Source organism: Streptomyces sp. NPDC058289, assembly GCF_042880975.1.
GTDB lineage: Bacteria > Actinomycetota > Actinomycetes > Streptomycetales > Streptomycetaceae > Streptomyces > Streptomyces stoeckheimensis.
On the sequence record NZ_JBHVYI010000020.1, the window covers coordinates 72,461 to 90,207 of the forward strand.

A 17,747-nucleotide genomic window follows, 5' to 3' on the forward strand; every position below is an offset into this window, starting at 1 on the left:
TATTGACAGTGATTAAGTCCATCATGGATGGTCGATCCATGAACACCACCGTCGCACCCGCCGAAAGCCCCCGCGGACTCGCGGGAGTCGTGGTCACCGAGACAGAGCTCGGTGACGTCCGAGGCCGTGAGGGCTTCTACCACTACCGCCAGTACTCGGCCGTCGAGCTCGCCGAGAGCCGCACCTTCGAGGACGTGTGGCACCTGATGTTCCGCGGCGCGCTTCCGGCCGACGCCGCCGAACGGGCCGCCTTCACCGCCGAGATCGCCCCGCTGCGCCGGCTCCCCGCCGAGGTCCGGGACGCCCTGCCCGCCCTGGCCCGCGCCACCGCCCTGTCCGGCCCGCTCTCCGGGCTGCGCACGGCGCTCTCCCTGCTCGGCGCCTCCGCAGGCTTCCGCCCGGTCTACGACCTGACCCCCGAACGCCGGGCCGCCGACGCGCTGGCCGCCTGCGCCGCCGTACCGACCCTGCTCACCGCCCTGTACCGGCTCGGCCAGGGGCTGGAGCCGGTGGAACCGCGGAGCGACCTCCCGTACGCGGCCAACTACCTCTACATGCTGACCGGACGGGAACCCGAACCGGTCAGGGCCCGCGCGGTGGAGCGGTACCTGATCTCCACGATCGACCACGGCTTCAACGCCTCCACCTTCACCGCCCGCGTCATCGCCTCCACCGGCGCCGACGTCGCGGCCTGCCTCACCGGGGCGATCGGCGCGCTCTCCGGCCCGCTGCACGGCGGCGCCCCCAGCCGGGCCCTGGACACCCTCGACGCCATCGGCACGGCGGACCGGATCGATCCGTGGATCCGCGAGCGGGTCCTCGCGGGCGACCGGATCATGGGCTTCGGACACCCCGTCTACCGCACCGAGGACCCGCGCTCGCGGATGCTGCGCGGGATCGCCCTGCAGTTCGGCGGCCCGCTCGCGGACTTCGCCGTGGAGGTCGAGCGGCACGTCGAAGAGATCCTCGCCGAGCTCAAGCCGGGCCGGGAGCTGCACACCAACGTGGAGTTCTACGCGGGCGTGGTCATGGAGCTGTGCGGGCTGCCGCGCGAGATGTTCACGCCGACCTTCTGCGCGGCCCGCGTGGTCGGCTGGAGCGCGAACGTCCTGGAGCAGGCCGCCGACTCGAAGATCATCCGGCCGGCAGCCCGCTACACCGGCCCGACCCCGCCCCAGCCGGTGCCCGACCTCGGCTGACGCTGGCTACCATCGACCGGGTGAACAGCATCCCCGTCATCGTCCTCTCCGGATTCCTCGGATCCGGCAAGACGACCGTCCTCAACCACCTCCTCGGCAACCGGGGTGGCACCCGGATCGGGGTCGTCGTCAACGACTTCGGCTCCATCGAGGTCGACGCGATGTCGGTGGCCGGCCAGGTCGGGGACTCGATGGTCTCCCTCGGCGGCGGCTGCCTGTGCTGCGCCGTGGACGGAAGCGAGCTGGACGCCTACCTGGAGAAGCTCGCCGACCCCGTCCACCGCATCGACGTGATCGTCATCGAGGCGAGCGGGCTGGCGGAGCCCCAGGAGATGGTCCGGATGCTCGTCGCCAACGAGAACCCGGCCGTCCGGTACGGCGGCATGGTGCAGATCGTCGACGCCGCGGAGTTCGACGCGACCCGGGCCAGGCACCCCGAGACCGACCGGCACCTGGCCGTCGCCGACCTGGTGGTGCTCAACAAGACCGACCGGATCGACGCCGCCGAACGCACCCGGATCGAGGCCGCGCTCGCCGCGCTCTGCGCACCGGGCATCCCGGTCGTCGGCGCGGACCACGGGCGGATCGATCCGGAGCTGCTCTTCGACCGCCGCCCGTGGACCGAGACGCGCGGCCAGCTGTCCTTCGAGGACCTGCTGGCCCAGGCACACGACCACGACGGCGACCACGAAGGCGATGATCACGCGGACCACGTCCACGCGGCCTACGAGAGCACGGAGTTCGAGTCCGAGCAGGCCCTCGGCCCGCGCCGATTCATCGAGTTCCTCGACCGCCGCCCGGCCGGCCTCTACCGGATCAAGGGCTCCGTCTACTTCGGCGTCCCCGGCCACGAGGAGCGCTACGAGGTCCACGCGGTCGGCCGCTTCCTCCGCTTCGCCCCGCACCCCTGGGGCCGGGGCGAGCCGCGCCTGACGCAGCTCGTCCTGATCGGCTCGGGCACCGACGGCCCCGCCCTGCTCCGCGAGCTGGAGAGCTGCCGCGAACCGGAGCCGTGGCACGCGACCCCGGAGAGCATGTGGGGCGTCCTGCGCTACGTACACCGCCCGGCGGGTCCGGCGGGTCCGGCTCCGGAATCCGACCCGGACCCGGAGGCCCATCCCGATCCCGAAGACTTCTAGGGGCCGCCCCGCACGGAGTCAGGCGACCTCGATGCCGAAGTCGCCGAGGAGGGGTTCCAAGCCGCCCGGGTAGCCCTTGCCGCCGAGGACGAAGTCCCAGTCGCCGCCCGGGCGGCGCCGGAAGGAGCCGAGGACCAGGGCGGTTTCGCCCGCGCGGCCGTCGGAGACCTCCAGGCGGCCCAGCTCCTCGCCGCCCGGCCCCAGCAGCCGGATCCGGGCGTCGGTGAAGCCGGCCAGATCGGCGTGCGGATTGACCTCGGGGTCGATCGCGGCGACGAGGACCAGCCGGTCGGACCGCTGCGGCAACGCGTCGAAGGCGACCAGCAGCGCTGCCTTGTCGGGTGCCGCGTGCGCGTGGGTCCGTACCGAACCGTCCGGGGAGTTCGGGTTGTTGAAGAACACGAAGTGGTCCTCGCTCAGCACCCGGCTGCCCTCGCAGACCAGCGCGCACACGTCCAGCGCGACCGACCCCGCCCAGGACATGCCGAGCACGTTGTGGTCCGCGGCGGGCTCGGGCTCGGCCGTCCGCTGGGCCGGGACCGAAGGCGCCGTGCCCGGGCCGAGACGGCCGCGCAGTCCGTGCCGGTGCAGCAGCTCCACGAGTGCGGCCCCGTGAACCAGCTCCAGCGGTTTGCCGTCGGCGAAGGTGTACGACGTGGGGCCGAAGGTCGCGGTGGTGACCAGCACCCCCTTGTTCGCCCCCTTGTCCTGCACCGTGCCGTAGAGATCCCGGACCGCCGTCGGTGACACGGTGTTGCGGTAGCGCTTGACCTGCACCACGATCCGACCGCCCGTGATCGGGGACGGATCGTTCGCCTCGATGTCCACCCCGCCGTCGCCCGAGCGCTGGGTGGTCACCGCCTCCATGCCCATCGCCCGGAACAGCTCGGCGACCAGGTTCTCGAAGGCGATCGGGTCCATCGCGAAGAGGTCCGGCTCGTCCTCGTCGCGGCCCGCGTGCCCTCCGTGACTGACGATGCCGCCCACCTCACCGGGCCGACGCTCCGCGCGCACGGCGGCGGGCTGGTCCGGCCGTGCGGACAACTGCCCGCCCAGCCCCTCCACCAGACAGTCCACCGCGCTCACCAGCTCCAGCCGCAGCCCGGTGAAAGCCGACCGGGCCGCCGAAACCGAGGCGAGTACGAGCTGTGCTTCCCGCCCCGTCACCGGATCGTGGGCGTCCACGAAACCGTTGACGACGACGGACTCCAGTACGTCGAACTCGTCGGCCGCGTACAGATCGCGCACCACCAGCAGCACGCACTGTGCCAGCAGGTCCCGGTAGATCGCCCGCCGTTGCGTGGCAGGGCGGGCCGTCTCCTTGTCCTGGTCCGTGCTCGGCACGTACCGCACCGACTTGGCCTCCGGCACCACCTCGTAGCCGGGCAGCTCCCAGTCCAGCACCAGCTGGCGGCGCGCCGGGTCGTAGGCCGCCGACACCTGTCGCGGCAGGTTCTCCGGCCAGCCGGCCGAGGCGTACAGGGCCGCCGAGAAGTACTCCACCGCGGCCTCCGCGTCGCCCGCGCGCAGCGCCCCGGCCAGCTCGGTGAGCCCGCCGTTGTGCCCGCGGATCCCGGCGAGCTGCTCCGCCGCCCAGCGGTCGTACTGCTGCCGGTACGCCGCCAGCTGCTGCTGCCGCTGCGCCTCCGCGGCCTGCGCCGCCTGCCAGGCCTGCGTGTACCGGGCGTGCGCCTCCCGCTCCGCCTGCGCCCGCCGGTTCGAGCCCAGGGTCCAGCCGCTGCTCTGCTGCTGGAAGTGGTGCAGTTGCGGCAGCGGAACGGGGTGCGCCAGGGTCCCCGGATCGAAGGGGTCGAGCCGCTCGGGCCTGACCAGGCCGGCCAGCCGGAACGCCGGGGCCCGGCAGCCCGCGGCCAACAGCCCTTGCAGGGCCGCGACCCGGGCATCGAGCTGCTCGGTCGCCCGCCGGGCCCGGGCCTCGCGGTGCTGTTTGTAGGCGGCCTGCTGCTCGCGCTGACCCCGGGCCACGTCCCGTTCGTACGTCCGCTGCCGGCGTTCCGCCTCGCGCTGCTGGATCAGCTGCGTCTGCTGCGTCCGGCGCTGGGCCTCGGCCCAGTCACTGATCAATCCGCCCGACCGACGACTCATCAGTTCTGTGTCTCCCCGCCCCACCCGACAGTGCCAAGAGGGAAAACACTAGTCGCCATTCGGGTGGTACGTCCCTCGGACGTACCACCCGAATGATCGCGAACTGCCTACGGACTTCCTACAGCGCCGCACCCGCCAGCGCCGCGACCACGGCCGGCAGGGCCGTGCCCGAGCCGTCCCGGCGCGGGTCGACGGACGGCAGCAGGGCCGGAGTGCCGTTCGCCGCCGCTGCGCGGACCGGAGAACCGCCCGCCCAGGCCAGCAGCAGCACGTCCTCGCCCTTCAGGAAGCGCTGGCAGCGCACGCCGCCGGTGGCCCGGCCCTTGCGCGGGTACTGGTCGAACGGGGTCAGCTTCCCGGACTGCATCGAGTCGTCCAGCGTCCCGTGCGAGCCCGCCACCGTGAACACCACGGCCTCGCGCGCCGGGTCCACCGCCGAGAAGTGGATCACCTTGGCGCCGTCCGCGAGCTTGATGCCCGCCATACCGCCCGCGGGGCGGCCCTGCGGGCGGACCTGGCCCGCCGGGTAGCGCAGCAGCTGGGCGTCGTCGGTGATGAAGACGAGGTCCTCCTCGCCCGTGCGCAGCTCGACCGCCCCGATGACCCGGTCACCGTCCTTGAGGGTGATGACCTCGAGCTCGTCCTTGTTGGCCGGATAGTCCGGCACGACCCGCTTGACCACGCCCTGCTCGGTGCCGAGCGCGAGGCCCTGCCCCGACTCGTCCAGCGAGGTCAGGCAGACGACCGTCTCGTCCGCCTCCAGTCCGGAGAGGAACTCCGAGACCGGGGCCCCGCCCGCCAGGTTCGGCGCGGCGTGGGTGTCGGGCAGTTGCGGCAGGTCGATCACCGACAGCCGCAGCAGCCGACCGTACGAGGTGACCACGCCGATGTCCGCCCGCGCGGTCGCCGCGACCTGCGAGACGATCAGGTCGTGCTTGGCGCGCGCGCCGCCCTCTTCCTCGGGAAGCGGCTCGGCGTTCGGCGTACGGGCCAGCAGCCCGGTGGAGGACAGCAGCACCCGGCACGGGGTGTCCTCGACCTCGAGCGGGACCGCCGCGACCGGCGTTCCCGCCGACTCCAGCAGCACCGTACGACGCTCCGTGCCGAACTTCTTCGACACCGCGGCCAGTTCCGCCGAGACCAGCTTGCGCAGTTCGTTGTCGGAGTCCAGGATCCCGGTCAGCTCGTCGATCTCGCCGGCCAGCCGGTCGCGCTCGGACTCCAGCTCGATCCGGTCGAAGCGGGTGAGCCGGCGCAGCGGGGTGTCCAGGATGTACTGGGTCTGGATCTCGCTCAGCGAGAAGCGCTCCATCAGGCGCTCCTTGGCCTGCGCGGAGTTGTCGCTGTCCCGGATGATCCGGATGACCTCGTCGATGTCGAGGAGCGCCACGAGCAGGCCCTCGACGAGGTGCAGCCGGTCGCGCCGCTTGCCGCGGCGGAACTCGCTGCGCCGGCGGACGACCTCGAAGCGGTGGTCGAGGTAGACCTCCAGCAGCTCCTTGAGGCCCAGCGTCAGCGGCTGCCCGTCGACCAGCGCGACGTTGTTGATGCCGAAGGTCTCCTCCATCGGCGTCAGCTTGTACAGCTGCTCCAGCACGGCCTCGGGGTGGAAGCCGTTCTTGATCTCGATGACCAGGCGCAGGCCGTGCGAGCGGTCCGTGAGGTCCTTGACGTCCGCGATGCCCTGGAGCTTCTTCGAGCCGACCAGGTCCTTGATCTTCGCGATGACCTTCTCGGGACCGACCGTGAAGGGCAGTTCGGTGACGACCAGCCCCTTGCGGCGCGGGGTCACGTCCTCCAGGGCCACCGTGGCGCGGATCTTGAAGGTGCCGCGGCCGTTCTCGTAGGCGTCCTTGATGCCCGCGAGGCCGACGATCCGGCCACCGGTGGGCAGGTCGGGACCCGGTACGAAGCGCATCAGCGCGTCCAGGTCCGCCTCGGGGTAGCGGATCAGGTGGCGGGCGGCCGCGATGACCTCGCCGAGGTTGTGCGGGGCCATGTTGGTGGCCATGCCCACCGCGATCCCGGACGCGCCGTTGACCAGCAGGTTCGGGTACGCGGCCGGAAGGACGACCGGTTCGCGCTCCTGGCCGTCGTAGTTCGCGGCGAAGTCGACGGTGTTCTCGTCGATCCCGTCCGTCATCAGCGAGGCGGCGTCGGCCATCTTCGACTCGGTGTACCGCATCGCGGCGGGCGGGTCGTCGTTGCCGAGCGAGCCGAAGTTGCCGTGGCCGTCGACCAGCGGGAGCCGCATGGAGAAGGGCTGCGCCATGCGCACGAGGGCGTCGTAGATCGACGCGTCGCCGTGCGGGTGCAGCTTGCCCATGACTTCGCCGACGACCCGGGCGCACTTCACGTAGCCGCGGTCGGGGCGCAGGCCCATCTCGTTCATCTGGTAGACGATGCGCCGGTGCACCGGCTTCATGCCGTCGCGGGCGTCGGGCAGGGCGCGGGAGTAGATCACCGAGTACGCGTACTCGAGGAAGGAGCCCTGCATTTCGTCGACGACGTCGATGTCGAGGATCTTCTCCTCGAAATCCTCCGGCGGCGGGGTCTTCGTGCTGCGGCGGGCCATCGCTGCGCGGCTCCTTAACCAAGAATAGGGATGAGCTGAGCTCTCACGGGGTGGGGCTGGGACGGGGGGCGGGCGGTTTCGGACAGGGGTGACGCGGACCATTGTGGCCCGAGGCACCGACAACGCCGACTCCGACCCAGGACTGGGCCGGGAACTTCTCCGTCTCCCGACACGCTTGCATACAGTGGCAGGTCTGACAGGAATCTCTGCATCGCGATCGAAGGGACCACATGCCCATGGGTCACACGGCCACAGCTCACGCCGGCTCCGGCGGCCTCACAGCGACCGAGCACCGGCTGGCCAACGGCCTGCGCGTGGTGCTGTCCGAGGACCACCTGACCCCGGTCGCCGCGGTCTGCCTTTGGTACGACGTCGGCTCGCGCCACGAAGTCAAGGGACGTACGGGCCTGGCTCACCTCTTCGAGCACCTGATGTTCCAGGGCTCGAAGAACGTCTCCGGCAACGGCCACTTCGAACTGGTCCAGGGCGCCGGCGGCTCCCTCAACGGGACCACCAGCTTCGAGCGGACCAACTACTTCGAGACGATGCCGACCCACCAGCTGGAGCTCGCGCTGTGGCTGGAAGCGGACCGGATGGGCTCGCTGCTGGCCGCCCTGGACGACGAGTCCATGGAGAACCAGCGCGACGTCGTCAAGAACGAGCGCCGCCAGCGGTACGACAACGTCCCGTACGGCACGGCCTTCGAGAAGCTGACGGCCCTGGCCTACCCGGAGGGCCACCCGTACCACCACACCCCGATCGGTTCCATGGCCGATCTGGACGCCGCGTCCCTGGAGGACGCGCGCGCGTTCTTCCGTACGTACTACGCGCCCAACAACGCGGTGCTCTCGGTCGTCGGCGACATCGACCCCGAGAAGACGCTCGCCTGGGTCGAGAAGTACTTCGGCACCATCCCCGGCCACGACGGCAAGCAGCCGCCGCGTGACGGCTCGCTGCCCGAGATCATGGGCGAGCAGCTGCGCGAGGAGGTCGTCGAGGAGGTTCCCGCCCGCGCACTGATGGCGGCCTACCGCCTCCCGCACGACGGCACCCGCGAGTGCGACGCCGCCGACGTGGCGCTGACCGTCCTGGGCAGCGGAGAGTCCTCCCGGCTCCACAACCGCCTGGTGCGCCGCGACCAGAGCGCCGTCGCGGCCGGCTTCGGCATGCTGCGCCTCGCCGGCGCACCCTCGCTGGGCTGGCTGGACGTCAAGACCTCCAGCGGCGTCGAGGTGCCCGCCATCGAGGCGGCCGTGGACGAGGAGCTCGCGCGGTTCGCCGCCGAGGGCCCGACGGCCGAGGAGATGGAGCGCGCGCAGGCCCAGCTGGAGCGCGAATGGCTGGACCGGCTGAGCACGGTGGCCGGCCGCGCCGACGAACTGTGCCGCTTCGCGGTGCTGTTCGGCGACCCGCAGCTCGCCCTGACCGCCGTCCAGCGCGTCCTCGACGTCACCGCCGAGGAGGTGCAGGCCGTGGCCGCGGCCCGACTGCGCCCCGACAACCGGGCGGTGCTCGTCTACGAGCCGCTCGAAGCCAACGCAGCCGATGACATCGAAGAGACCGACGCGAGCGACGAGAACGAGGGGGCGGAGCAGTGAGCGACACCGCAGCCGACACCGCAGCCGTCACGATGACCTTCCACCCGCGCCCCGAGGCCGGCGAGCCGCAGCCGTGGGCCTTCCCGGCCCCCGAGCGCGGGGTACTGGCCAACGGCCTGACCCTGCTGCGCTGCCACCGCCCGGGCCAGCAGGTGGTCGCGGTCGAGATCAACCTCGCCGCCCCGCTCGACGCGGAGCCCGAGGGCCTCGACGGCGTGGCCACGATCATGGTGCGCGCCCTGTCCGAGGGCACCGACAAGCGCTCCGCCGAGGAGTTCGCCGCCGAGCTGGAGCGCTGCGGCGCCACCCTCGACGCGCACGCCGACCACCCCGGCCTGCGGGTCTCCCTGGAGGTCCCGGCCTCCCGCCTGCACAAGGCGCTGGGCCTGGTCGCCGAGGCGCTGCGCGCGCCGGCCTTCGCCGACGCCGAGGTCGACCGCCTGGTGCGCAACAGGCTCGACGAGATCCCGCACGAGAGCGCCAACCCGCAGCGCCGCGCCGCCAAGCAGCTCTCCAAGGAGCTCTTCCCGGCCACCCTGCGGATGTCCCGCCCGCGCCAGGGCACCGAGGAGACGGTCGCCCGCATCGACTCCGCGGCCGTACGGGCCTTCTACGAGGCCCACGTGCGCCCCGCGACCGCCACCGCGGTGGTCGTCGGCGACCTGACCGGCATCGACCTGGACGCCGTCCTGGCCGACACCCTGGGCGCGTGGACCGGCGACACCACCGCCCCGCGCCCGGTTCCGCCGATCACCGCGGACGACACGGGCCGCGTGGTCATCGTGGACCGGCCCGGCGCGGTCCAGACGCAGCTGCTGATCGGCCGCATCGGGGCGGACCGGCACGACCGGGTCTGGGCGCCCCAGGTGCTCGGTACGTACTGCCTGGGCGGCACGCTCACCTCCCGGCTGGACAAGGTGCTGCGCGAGGAGAAGGGGTACACGTACGGCGTGCGCGCCTTCGGCCAGGTGCTGCGCTCCACCGCCGACGGCAAGGGCGCCTCGATGCTCGCCATCAGCGGCTCGGTGGACACCCCCAACACCGGCCCGGCCCTGGACGACCTCTGGACGGTGCTGCGCACCCTCGCGGAGGGCGGCCTGACCGACGCCGAACGGGACGTGGCCGTGCAGAACTTGGTGGGGGTGGCCCCGCTGAAGTTCGAGACGGCCGCCTCCGTCGCGGGCACCCTCGCCGACCAGGTCGAGCAGGAGCTGCCGGACGACTACCAGGCGCAGTTGTACGCGCGGCTGGCCGAAACCGGGACGGTGGAGGCCACTTCGGCGGTCGTCAACGCCTTCCCGGTGGACCGTCTGGTCACGGTCCTGGTCGGCGACGCCTCGCAGATCGAGGAGCCGGTGCGGGCCCTCGGGATCGGCGCAGTGACCGTGGTCACCAACTGATCGTCAGTTGATCTCCGGCGGGCCGTCAACTGGCCCGCTGTTCAAGGGGCCCTGGTGGATTGTCCACCAGGGCCCTTTTTGGGCTCGATGTCCCTTTAGTGGTGTGGTTGCTTGTATGTGGTGTGGCGTACGCAACAAAAGGGCGTGTCTGTTTGGCGATTGACTGATGATCCGCCTAGCGTCGGCCGTGCTGTTCGTCAGTTGTAACCGCCGCGTCCGCGGCACCGGACAGCGATCGCCGAGTCCCCGTCAGGCGCGAGCCTGGGGAGCCGGGGACCCACTTGTGTCCCTGGGGTGAATCGGACCGCCTCGCAAGAGGGGGCCCGTAGGAGACCTTCCTGCTCCGAACCCGTCAGCTAACCCGGTAGGCGAGAGGGAAGGAAAGGATCAGCCCCTTCATGGCGTTTGGCAGTCGCGTTGCCGGCAAGCACCGTGGTTCGAGTCGTCTGAGCCGCAAGACCGCCGGATATGCCGGCATAGCCGCCCTCGCCACCACTGGTGTCGTCGGCTCCCTGGCCGGTCCCGCGTTCGCCGCGGACCAGTCCCCCTCCATCGAGGACACCGGCACCCTCAACACCATCGTGGTGGCCGACGAGCTCGCCGGTGACGTCGAGGCCCAGGCCCAGTCCCAGCAGCGGGCCGCCGAGGCCGCCGCCGCCAAGGCGCAGGCCGAGGCCGACGCCAAGCAGCGGGCCGCCGAGGCCAAGGCGAAGGCCGAAGCCCAGGCCAAGGCCGACCGCGAGGCCGCCGAGCGCGCCGCCCGCGAAGAGGAGCGCAAGCGCCTCAACACCTTCGTGTCCCCGCTCGACGACACCTACGTCAGCACCCAGTACCACGCGGGTGGCGGCATGTGGTCCTCCGGCAGCCACACGGGCATCGACTTCCACGCCGCCTCCGGCACCGAGGTGCACGCCGTGGGCCTCGGCACCGTGGTCGAGGCGGGCTACGGCGGTGCGTACGGCAACAACGTCGTCATCAAGCACGCCGACGGCACGTACACCCAGTACGGCCACATGTCCTCGCTGAGCGTCTCCGTCGGCCAGCAGGTCACCCCGGGCCAGAAGATCGGCCTGTCGGGCTCCACGGGCAACTCCAGCGGCCCGCACCTGCACTTCGAGGCCCGCACCGGCGCCGACTACGGTTCGGACATCAACCCGGTCACGTACCTGCGCTCGCACGGCGTCAACGTCTGACCCGCTGCGCTCCGCACCACACGTCTTCCGCGAAGGCCCCGGCTCTCAGAGTCGGGGCCTTCGTCGTACTTCGTGCTTCGCGGTGTGTGAATGTTTCGTATTTCCGGCCGTCCTCGGAAATTATCGTGTGTTGCAATAGAGTCGCAACGCGCACAGCCATACGAAAAAGGCGGAGGTCCGGTCTTGCGTATTCCCGCGCACACGGTATGCACAGCGGTCCGCGACGACATCGTCTCCGGGGTGTTCGGGCCCGGCGCCCGGCTGACCGAGGAGGTGCTGGCCCGCCGGTACGGGGTCTCGCGCGTCCCGGTGCGCGAGGCGCTGCGCACGCTGGAGTCCGAGGGGTTCGTGACCACCCGCCGGCACGCGGGTGCCTGCGTGGCCGAGCCGACCGAGCAGGAGGCTGCCGACCTCCTGGAGCTGCGGATGCTCCTGGAGCCCCTCGCGGCCGCCCGGGCGGCCCGGCGGCGCAGCGAGGCCCACCTCAAGGTGCTGCGCGGCCTGGTCAGGCTGGGCCAGGAGCGGGCCAGGAGGGGCCAGGGGGAGGATCTGCGCTCCCTGGGCGGCTGGTTCCACGAGACGCTCTCCCAGGCCTCGGGCAGTCCCGGGCTCATCGCGCTGCTCACCCAGATGCGTCACAAGGTGGCCTGGATGTACGTGGTGGAGGCCCCGGTGCGGCCCGTGGAGTCCTGGGCGGAGCACGGCGCGATCGTGGACGCGGTGGCCCGGGGCGACGCCGAGCGGGCCCGGGCGCTGACCGCGGCGCACGTGGACCGGGCGGCGGGCGCGCACCGGATGCGCGTGAGGACTTTGCAACCTGCCGTAAACACGGCAAGCGTTCCGCATTAACAAACGCCGTATACAAAGGGGGGATATCCGGGCCGGTTAATTCGGCCCGCGTGCCCGGCGCCCCGCGCGGCTTTTATGGCGGGAATTCCGGACGCCGGAATGGAGTGCGCCGGAATGGCGGTGCGCGCATTTCCGGCCGAGCTGGTCGGCGCATTTCCGGCCGAGCCGGTCCGGGCCCCGTCCGATCCGCGCCGATCCCCCCGCCGATCTCCGCCGATCTCCGTCCCAGCCTCGGTCGGGCCTCGTCCCGGCCCGTGCGTCGCCGCGCCGGCCGGGATCCCGAGCGGAAAGCAGCGAAGCCGTTGCCCTCGACCGTGGTGGTCGGGGGCAACGGCTTCGCCGTACAAGTCCGGCAAGTCCTGCGGGTCGAACCCGAAGGGGTCAGACGGTCTCGGGGAGCTCCTCGAGACCCTCGGCGACCAGCTTCGCGAGGCGGTCCAGTGCAGCCTCGGCGCCGTCGGCCTCGGACGAGAGGACGATCTCCTCGCCGCCCTGGGCGCCCAGGCCCAGGACCGCCAGCATGGAGGCGGCGTTGACGGGGTCGCCGCCGGCCTTCGCGATGGTCACCGGGACGCCGGAAGCGGTCGTCGCGCGGACGAAGATCGAGGCGGGACGAGCGTGCAGGCCCTCGGCCCAGCCGACGTTGACGCGGCGCTCTGCCATGGTGATGCCCTTCAGGTTCTTACGGTTGTCTAGACCAGTCTCTCACGGCGTCCGGAATGGTCGAACCGACCTTCGGCCCGTCTTCCCCGCCATTCGACCTACCCCAGCTTGCCCTGATTCGAGCCAGCTTGCCCGATGCGCCGCGCCCAGGCCAATCGAAGCGTTCGAGCCTTAAGGTGACCCCATGACGACCGAGTCCGACCCCTCGTACCCGGACCACTGGGAAGCCGACGTCGTCCTTCGGGACGGCGGCACCGCCCGGATCCGGCCCATCACCACCGACGACGCGGGCCGGCTGGTCAGCTTCTACGAGCAGGTCTCGGACGAGTCCAAGTACTACCGCTTCTTCGCTCCCTATCCCCGGCTCTCCGACCGCGACGTGCACCGCTTCACGCACCACGACTACGTGGACCGGGTCGGCCTCGCCGCGACGATCGGCGGCGAGTTCATCGCCACCGTCCGCTACGACCGGATCGGCGCCGACGGCCGCTCGGCCACCGGGCCCTCCGACGAGGCCGAGGTCGCCTTCCTCGTCCAGGACGCCCACCAGGGACGCGGAGTCGCCTCCGCCCTGCTCGAACACATCGGCGCGGTGGCCCGCGAGCGCGGGATCCGCCGCTTCGCGGCCGAGGTGCTGCCCGCCAACAGCAAAATGATCAAGGTGTTCACCGACGCCGGCTACCAGCAGAAGCGCAGCTTCGAAGACGGCTCCGTCCACCTCACCCTCGACCTCGAACCGACCGCCGAGTCCCTCGCCGTCCAGCGAGCCCGCGAACAGCGCGCCGAGGCCCGCTCCGTTCAGCGGCTGCTGTCCCCCGGCTCCGTGGCGGTGATCGGAGTCAGCCGCTCCCTCGCGGGCGTGGGCGCGGCGGCCCTGCGCAACCTGCGCGACAGCGGCTTCCACGGCCACCTCTACGCCGTCAACGAGGCAGTCACCCGCGATCTGCTCGACGGCGTACGGGCCTACCCGACGCTCGACGCCGTCGGCGCCCCGGTCGACCTCGCCGTCATCGCGGTCCCGGCGGACCGGGTCCCGGACGCGGTGGCGGCCTGCGGCGAACACGGGGTGCAGGGGCTGGTCGTACTGTCCGCCGGATACGGGGAGAGCGGGGCCGAGGGCATGGCCCGCCAGCGCGAACTGGTGCGCCAGGTGCGCTCGTACGGGATGCGGCTGATCGGACCGAACGCCTTCGGGGTGATCAACACGGCCCCCGAGGTGGAGCTGAACGCCTCTCTGGCCCCCGCTCCGGCCCCCGCGCGGGGAAGGGTCGGCCTCTTCACCCAGTCCGGGGCGATCGGCATCGCGCTGCTCTCCGGGCTGCTGCGGCGCGGGGAGGGGCTGTCCTCCTTCGTCTCCGCCGGAAACCGGGCCGACGTCTCCGGCAACGACATCCTCCAGTACTGGTACGACGACGAGGCGACCGACGTCGCGCTCATGTACCTGGAGACCCTGGGCAACCCGAGGAAGTTCACCCGGCTCGCCCGGCGCACCGCGGCCGTCAAGCCCGTGGTCGTCGCCAAGGGAGGCCGGCACACCCCCGCCGGACACGTGGTCCCCGGCACCCGACTGCCCGAGGCGACGGTCTCGGAGCTGCTGCGGCAGGCCGGCGTCATCCGGGTCGACACGGTCACCGAGCTGGTGGACGTCGGCCTGCTGCTGGCCTCGCAGCCCGTACCGGCCGGGCCGCGGGTGGCCATCCTCGGCAACTCCGAATCGCTCGGGGTGCTCACCTACGACGCCTGCCTGACCGAGGGGCTGCGGCCGCTGCCGCCGCTCGACCTGACCACGGCCGCCTCGCCGGAGGACTTCCGCACGGCAGTCTCCGCCGCGCTGGCCTCGCCGGACACCGACGCCGTCGTCGTCACCGCGATCCCCTGGGTGAGCGAGCACGCGCTCGCCGACGATCTGGCGGAGGCCCTGCGGGCGGCCGCCGCCGCGCACCCCGGCAAGCCGGTGGCCGTGGTCCACGTGGAGCTCGGCGCCCTCGCGGAGGCGCTCTCGGCGGCCACGGCGCCGACCGCCGCTACGGTCCTCGCCGACGCGCTGCCCGCGACGCTGCCGACGCCCGCGACGGCCCTGGCGGCCCTGGGCTCCGGGTCCGCCTCCGAAGCGGGGCCCGACGGCGGACACGGGGGCGGGGCTGCCTCCCGGCCCGCCTCCGACGCCGTGCCCGCCTCCGACGCCGTGCCCGCCACCGCGGCGACGCCCTTCCGGCCGGAGCCGGCCTCCGACGGTGCGGGGAGCGCGGCCGTGCCCGCTCCCGGAACCGCCCGGATCCCGAGCTACCCCGCAGCCGAGCGGGCCGTCAAGGCCGTCGCCGAAGCCGTCCGGTACGGGCAGTGGCGCCGGGGCGTCGCCGAGGTCGGGCAGGTGCCCGAGTTCGAGGACATCGACGAGAGCGGGGCCGCCGGGCAGCTCTCCCGCCTGCTGGCCGGCGTAGGGGAGGAGCAGGTGGCCACCCTTGACGACCCCGATGGCCGCGAGCTGCTCGCCCGGTACGGGATCCGGGTGCTCTCCACGCTCCCGGCCCCCAGCGCCGACGCCGCGGTCCGCGCCGCCCGGGTCCTCGGCTACCCCGTCGCCCTCAAGACCACCGCCCCGCACCTGCGCCACCGCGCCGACCTCGGCGGGGTCCGCCTCGACCTCACCACCGAGGCCGAGCTGCGCCGCTCGTACGAGGAGCTCACCCACGCGCTGGGCAAACCGCAGGAGCTGCTCCCCGTGGTCCAGTCGATGGTCCCGCGGGGCGTCGACACCGTCATCCGCTCCGTCATCGACCCCGCTGCCGGCGCCGTCCTGTCCTTCGGGCTCTCCGGGGTCGCCTCCGAACTCCTCGGCGACACCGCCCACCGGCTGGTTCCCGCCACGGACAAGGACGCGGCGAGCCTGATCCGCTCGATCCGCACCGCCCCGCTGCTCTTCGGCTGGCGCGGCAGCGACCCCGTGGACACCCCCGCCCTGGAGGAACTGCTCCTGCGCCTCTCCCGCCTCGTCGACGACCATCCCGAGGTGGTCGGTGTCGCCCTGGAGCCCGTCGTCGTCGCCACCGAGGGGCTGTCCGTGCTCAGCGCGACGGTCCGCGTCGCCCACCCGCCCGCCCGCGGCGACCTCGGCCCGCGGACCCTGCCCAGCTACTGAGGTCCGGGGCGGCCGGGGTGGCCCGTACGGGCCTTAGGATGGACCTCATGGCGAAATCCGGTACGACGACCCAGGGGCTGCGCACGGCGATCGAGCGCAGCGGCTACTACCCGGCCCTCGTGGCCGAGGCCGTGGAGGCCGCGGTGGGCGGCGAGCCGATTTCGTCGTACCTGGTCCACCAGGAGACGACCTTCGACTCCAACGAGGTGCGCCGGCACGTCACCGTGCTGGTCCTGACCGGCAACCGCTTCATCGTCAGCCACACCGACGAGCAGGCCGCCGACGCCGGTTCCCCGTCGCCGTACGCGACCACCTCCACCGAGTCGGTCAAGCTGGCCACCATCTCCTCCGTGGTGCTCAGCCGCGTCGTCGCCAACCCGGAGTCCTACACCCCGGGCACCCTGCCCCGCGAGGTCGTCCTGACCATCGGCTGGGGCGCGGTCTCGCGCATCGACCTGGAGCCCGCCGCCTGCGGCGACGCCAACTGCGACGCCGACCACGGCTACACCGGCAACTCCACCGCCGACGACCTCAGCCTGCGCGTCAGCGAGGCCGGCGACGGTCCCGAGGCGGTCCGCCAGACCCTGGTCTTTGCGCAGGCACTCTCCGAGGCCACGGCAGCGACCTCCACCCCCGCCCGCTGATGGCGTACTCCGCCGCGCAGAGCTGGCAGGACGAGCCTGAGCTGCTGGACCTGGCCGGCGCCCCGGTGCCGCACTACGGCACCGGCTCGCTCGCCGATCTGCTGCCCACCCTCGTGGCCGGCCAGGGCGTACCCGGCTTCGAGGCCTCGATCGCCGAGCTGACCCCGGCCGACCGGAACTGCGTGTTCCTGGTCGACGGCATGGGCTGGGAGCAGATCAAGGCCCACCCGGACGAGGCCCCGTACCTCACCTCCCTGCTCGGCAGCTCGCGCGGCGGCACCGGCCGCCCGATCACGGCGGGCTTCCCGGCGACCACCGCCACCTCGCTGGCCTCCGTCGGCACCGGCCTGCCGCCCGCGCGGCACGGCCTGCCCGGCTACACCGTGCGCAACCCGGCCACCGGCGAACTGATGAACCAGCTCCGCTGGCACCCGTGGACCCCGCCCAAGCCCTGGCAGCCGTACCCGACCGTCTTCCAGCAGGCGGACGCGGCCGGGGTGGCCACGGCGCAGGTGTCCTCGCCCGCGTTCCAGACCACCCCGCTCACGAAGGTCGCGCTGAGCGGCGGCACCTTCCTCGGCCGGATGACCGGCGAGGAGCGCATGGACCTCGCGGCCGAGCGGCTCGCGGCCGGCGACCGTTCGCTCGTGTACACGTACTACAGCGAGCTCGACGGGGCCGGCCACCGGCACGGCGTCGACTCCGACGCCTGGCGCGGCCAGCTCATGTACGTCGACCGGCTGGTGCAGCGGCTCGCCGAGCAACTGCCCCCGCGCACCGCGCTGTACGTGACCGCCGACCACGGCATGGTGGACGTCCCCTTCGACGAGGACTCCCGCATCGACTACGACGACGACTGGGAACTCGGCGCGGGCGTCGCCCTGCTGGGCGGCGAGGGCCGGGCCCGGCACGTGTACGCCGTACCGGGCGCCGAGGCCGACGTGCTGACCGTCTGGCGCGAGGTGCTCGGTGACCGCTTCTGGGTCGCGAGCCGCGCGGAAGCCCTGGAACTGGGCTGGTTCGGGGCACCGGGCGAATGCGACGAGCGGGTCCTCGGCCGCATCGGCGACGTGATCGCGGCCGCCCAGGCCGACGTGGCGATCACCGCCTCGCGGGCCGAGCCCAACGAGTCGGCCCTCGCGGGCATGCACGGCTCGATGACCCCGGCCGAGCAGCTCGTCCCGCTGCTCGAAATCCGCTCCTGACGCTCCCGCCGCCTCCCCTCACCCTCCCTTCGAAAGG

12 protein-coding genes and 1 riboswitch are annotated in these 17,747 nt (G+C 72.4%); of the genes, 9 read left to right on the forward strand and 3 right to left on the reverse strand.

Translation table 11 applies throughout. From position 1 onward, the window contains the following. The first annotated feature begins 23 nt into the window (after positions 1–23). Together ACFVX6_RS13125 and ACFVX6_RS13130 are read left to right on the forward strand one after the other, a co-directional pair. A complete protein-coding gene (locus ACFVX6_RS13125) occupies positions 24–1,199 on the forward strand; it encodes a citrate synthase (protein ID WP_389690777.1) in 1,176 nt (391 codons plus the stop codon). Positions 1,200–1,210: 11 nt separating this feature from the next. After that, the gene (locus ACFVX6_RS13130; RefSeq protein WP_389690829.1) at positions 1,211–2,338 is read left to right on the forward strand and encodes a CobW family GTP-binding protein; all 1,128 of its coding nucleotides are present in this window, start codon (positions 1,211–1,213) and stop codon (positions 2,336–2,338) included. Positions 2,339–2,356: 18 nt separating this feature from the next. Here ACFVX6_RS13130 and ACFVX6_RS13135 read toward each other — a convergent pair whose 3' ends face one another. Both ACFVX6_RS13135 and ACFVX6_RS13140 read right to left on the reverse strand, forming a co-directional pair. After that, on the reverse strand, positions 2,357–4,444 hold the full coding sequence (locus ACFVX6_RS13135) for a restriction endonuclease (protein WP_389690779.1): 2,088 nt from the start codon (positions 4,442–4,444) through the stop codon (positions 2,357–2,359). 118 nt (positions 4,445–4,562) lie between these two features. After that, positions 4,563–7,019, reverse strand: a complete 2,457-nt coding sequence (locus ACFVX6_RS13140; protein WP_389690781.1) for a DNA topoisomerase (ATP-hydrolyzing) subunit A — start codon at positions 7,017–7,019, stop codon at positions 4,563–4,565. Positions 7,020–7,249: 230 nt separating this feature from the next. Between ACFVX6_RS13140 and ACFVX6_RS13145 the strand changes: the two genes are divergently transcribed. The 4 genes from ACFVX6_RS13145 to ACFVX6_RS13160 all read left to right on the forward strand — a co-directional run bounded on the left by ACFVX6_RS13145 (position 7,250) and on the right by ACFVX6_RS13160 (position 12,059). Further along, positions 7,250–8,617, forward strand: a complete 1,368-nt coding sequence (locus ACFVX6_RS13145) for a M16 family metallopeptidase (protein WP_389690783.1) — start codon at positions 7,250–7,252, stop codon at positions 8,615–8,617. A 32-nt stretch (positions 8,618–8,649) separates the two neighbouring features. Beyond that, complete coding sequence (locus ACFVX6_RS13150) at positions 8,650–10,017, forward strand: M16 family metallopeptidase (protein WP_389690831.1); 1,368 nt, start codon at positions 8,650–8,652, stop codon at positions 10,015–10,017. A gap of 226 nt (positions 10,018–10,243) precedes the next feature. After that, a riboswitch (cyclic di-AMP (ydaO/yuaA leader) is annotated at positions 10,244–10,403 on the forward strand. 12 nt (positions 10,404–10,415) lie between these two features. After that, entirely contained in the window at positions 10,416–11,210 is a 795-nt protein-coding gene (locus ACFVX6_RS13155) for a M23 family metallopeptidase (RefSeq protein WP_389690785.1), read from the forward strand. Positions 11,211–11,393: 183 nt separating this feature from the next. Next, positions 11,394–12,059, forward strand: coding sequence for a GntR family transcriptional regulator (locus tag ACFVX6_RS13160; RefSeq protein ID WP_389690787.1), 666 nt, complete (start codon positions 11,394–11,396; stop codon positions 12,057–12,059). A 381-nt stretch (positions 12,060–12,440) separates the two neighbouring features. On the opposite strand, the gene ACFVX6_RS13165 is transcribed toward ACFVX6_RS13160, so the two are convergent. Beyond that, positions 12,441–12,722 carry an HPr family phosphocarrier protein gene (locus ACFVX6_RS13165; RefSeq protein ID WP_250746483.1) on the reverse strand — a complete coding sequence of 94 codons (282 nt, stop codon included), beginning with the start codon at positions 12,720–12,722 and terminating at the stop codon, positions 12,441–12,443. Positions 12,723–12,906: 184 nt separating this feature from the next. Here ACFVX6_RS13165 and ACFVX6_RS13170 point away from each other — a divergent pair, with 184 nt between their 5' ends. The 3 genes from ACFVX6_RS13170 to ACFVX6_RS13180 are packed head-to-tail and all read left to right on the forward strand — an operon-like array spanning position 12,907 to position 17,710. Then, positions 12,907–15,861, forward strand: coding sequence for a GNAT family N-acetyltransferase (locus ACFVX6_RS13170; RefSeq protein ID WP_389690789.1), 2,955 nt, complete (start codon positions 12,907–12,909; stop codon positions 15,859–15,861). A gap of 47 nt (positions 15,862–15,908) precedes the next feature. Next, positions 15,909–16,505: a DUF5998 family protein gene (locus ACFVX6_RS13175; protein WP_389690791.1), complete on the forward strand. Its 597-nt coding sequence runs from the start codon at positions 15,909–15,911 to the stop codon at positions 16,503–16,505. Next, on the forward strand, positions 16,505–17,710 hold the full coding sequence (locus ACFVX6_RS13180; protein WP_389690793.1) for an alkaline phosphatase family protein: 1,206 nt from the start codon (positions 16,505–16,507) through the stop codon (positions 17,708–17,710). The genes ACFVX6_RS13175 and ACFVX6_RS13180 overlap by 1 nt, the downstream gene beginning before the upstream one ends. The last annotated feature ends 37 nt before the right edge of the window (positions 17,711–17,747 follow it).

Coding starts and splice junctions, on each gene's coding strand:
- ACFVX6_RS13125 (WP_389690777.1), top strand. CDS start 24: ATGGATGGTCGATCCATGAACACCACCGTCGCACCCGCCGAAAGCCCC.
- ACFVX6_RS13135 (WP_389690779.1), bottom strand. CDS start 4,444: ATGAGTCGTCGGTCGGGCGGATTGATCAGTGACTGGGCCGAGGCCCAG.
- ACFVX6_RS13140 (WP_389690781.1), bottom strand. CDS start 7,019: ATGGCCCGCCGCAGCACGAAGACCCCGCCGCCGGAGGATTTCGAGGAG.
- ACFVX6_RS13145 (WP_389690783.1), top strand. CDS start 7,250: ATGCCCATGGGTCACACGGCCACAGCTCACGCCGGCTCCGGCGGCCTC.
- ACFVX6_RS13150 (WP_389690831.1), top strand. CDS start 8,650: ATGACCTTCCACCCGCGCCCCGAGGCCGGCGAGCCGCAGCCGTGGGCC.
- ACFVX6_RS13155 (WP_389690785.1), top strand. CDS start 10,416: ATGGCGTTTGGCAGTCGCGTTGCCGGCAAGCACCGTGGTTCGAGTCGT.
- ACFVX6_RS13165 (WP_250746483.1), bottom strand. CDS start 12,722: ATGGCAGAGCGCCGCGTCAACGTCGGCTGGGCCGAGGGCCTGCACGCT.
- ACFVX6_RS13170 (WP_389690789.1), top strand. CDS start 12,907: ATGACGACCGAGTCCGACCCCTCGTACCCGGACCACTGGGAAGCCGAC.
- ACFVX6_RS13175 (WP_389690791.1), top strand. CDS start 15,909: ATGGCGAAATCCGGTACGACGACCCAGGGGCTGCGCACGGCGATCGAG.
- ACFVX6_RS13180 (WP_389690793.1), top strand. CDS start 16,505: ATGGCGTACTCCGCCGCGCAGAGCTGGCAGGACGAGCCTGAGCTGCTG.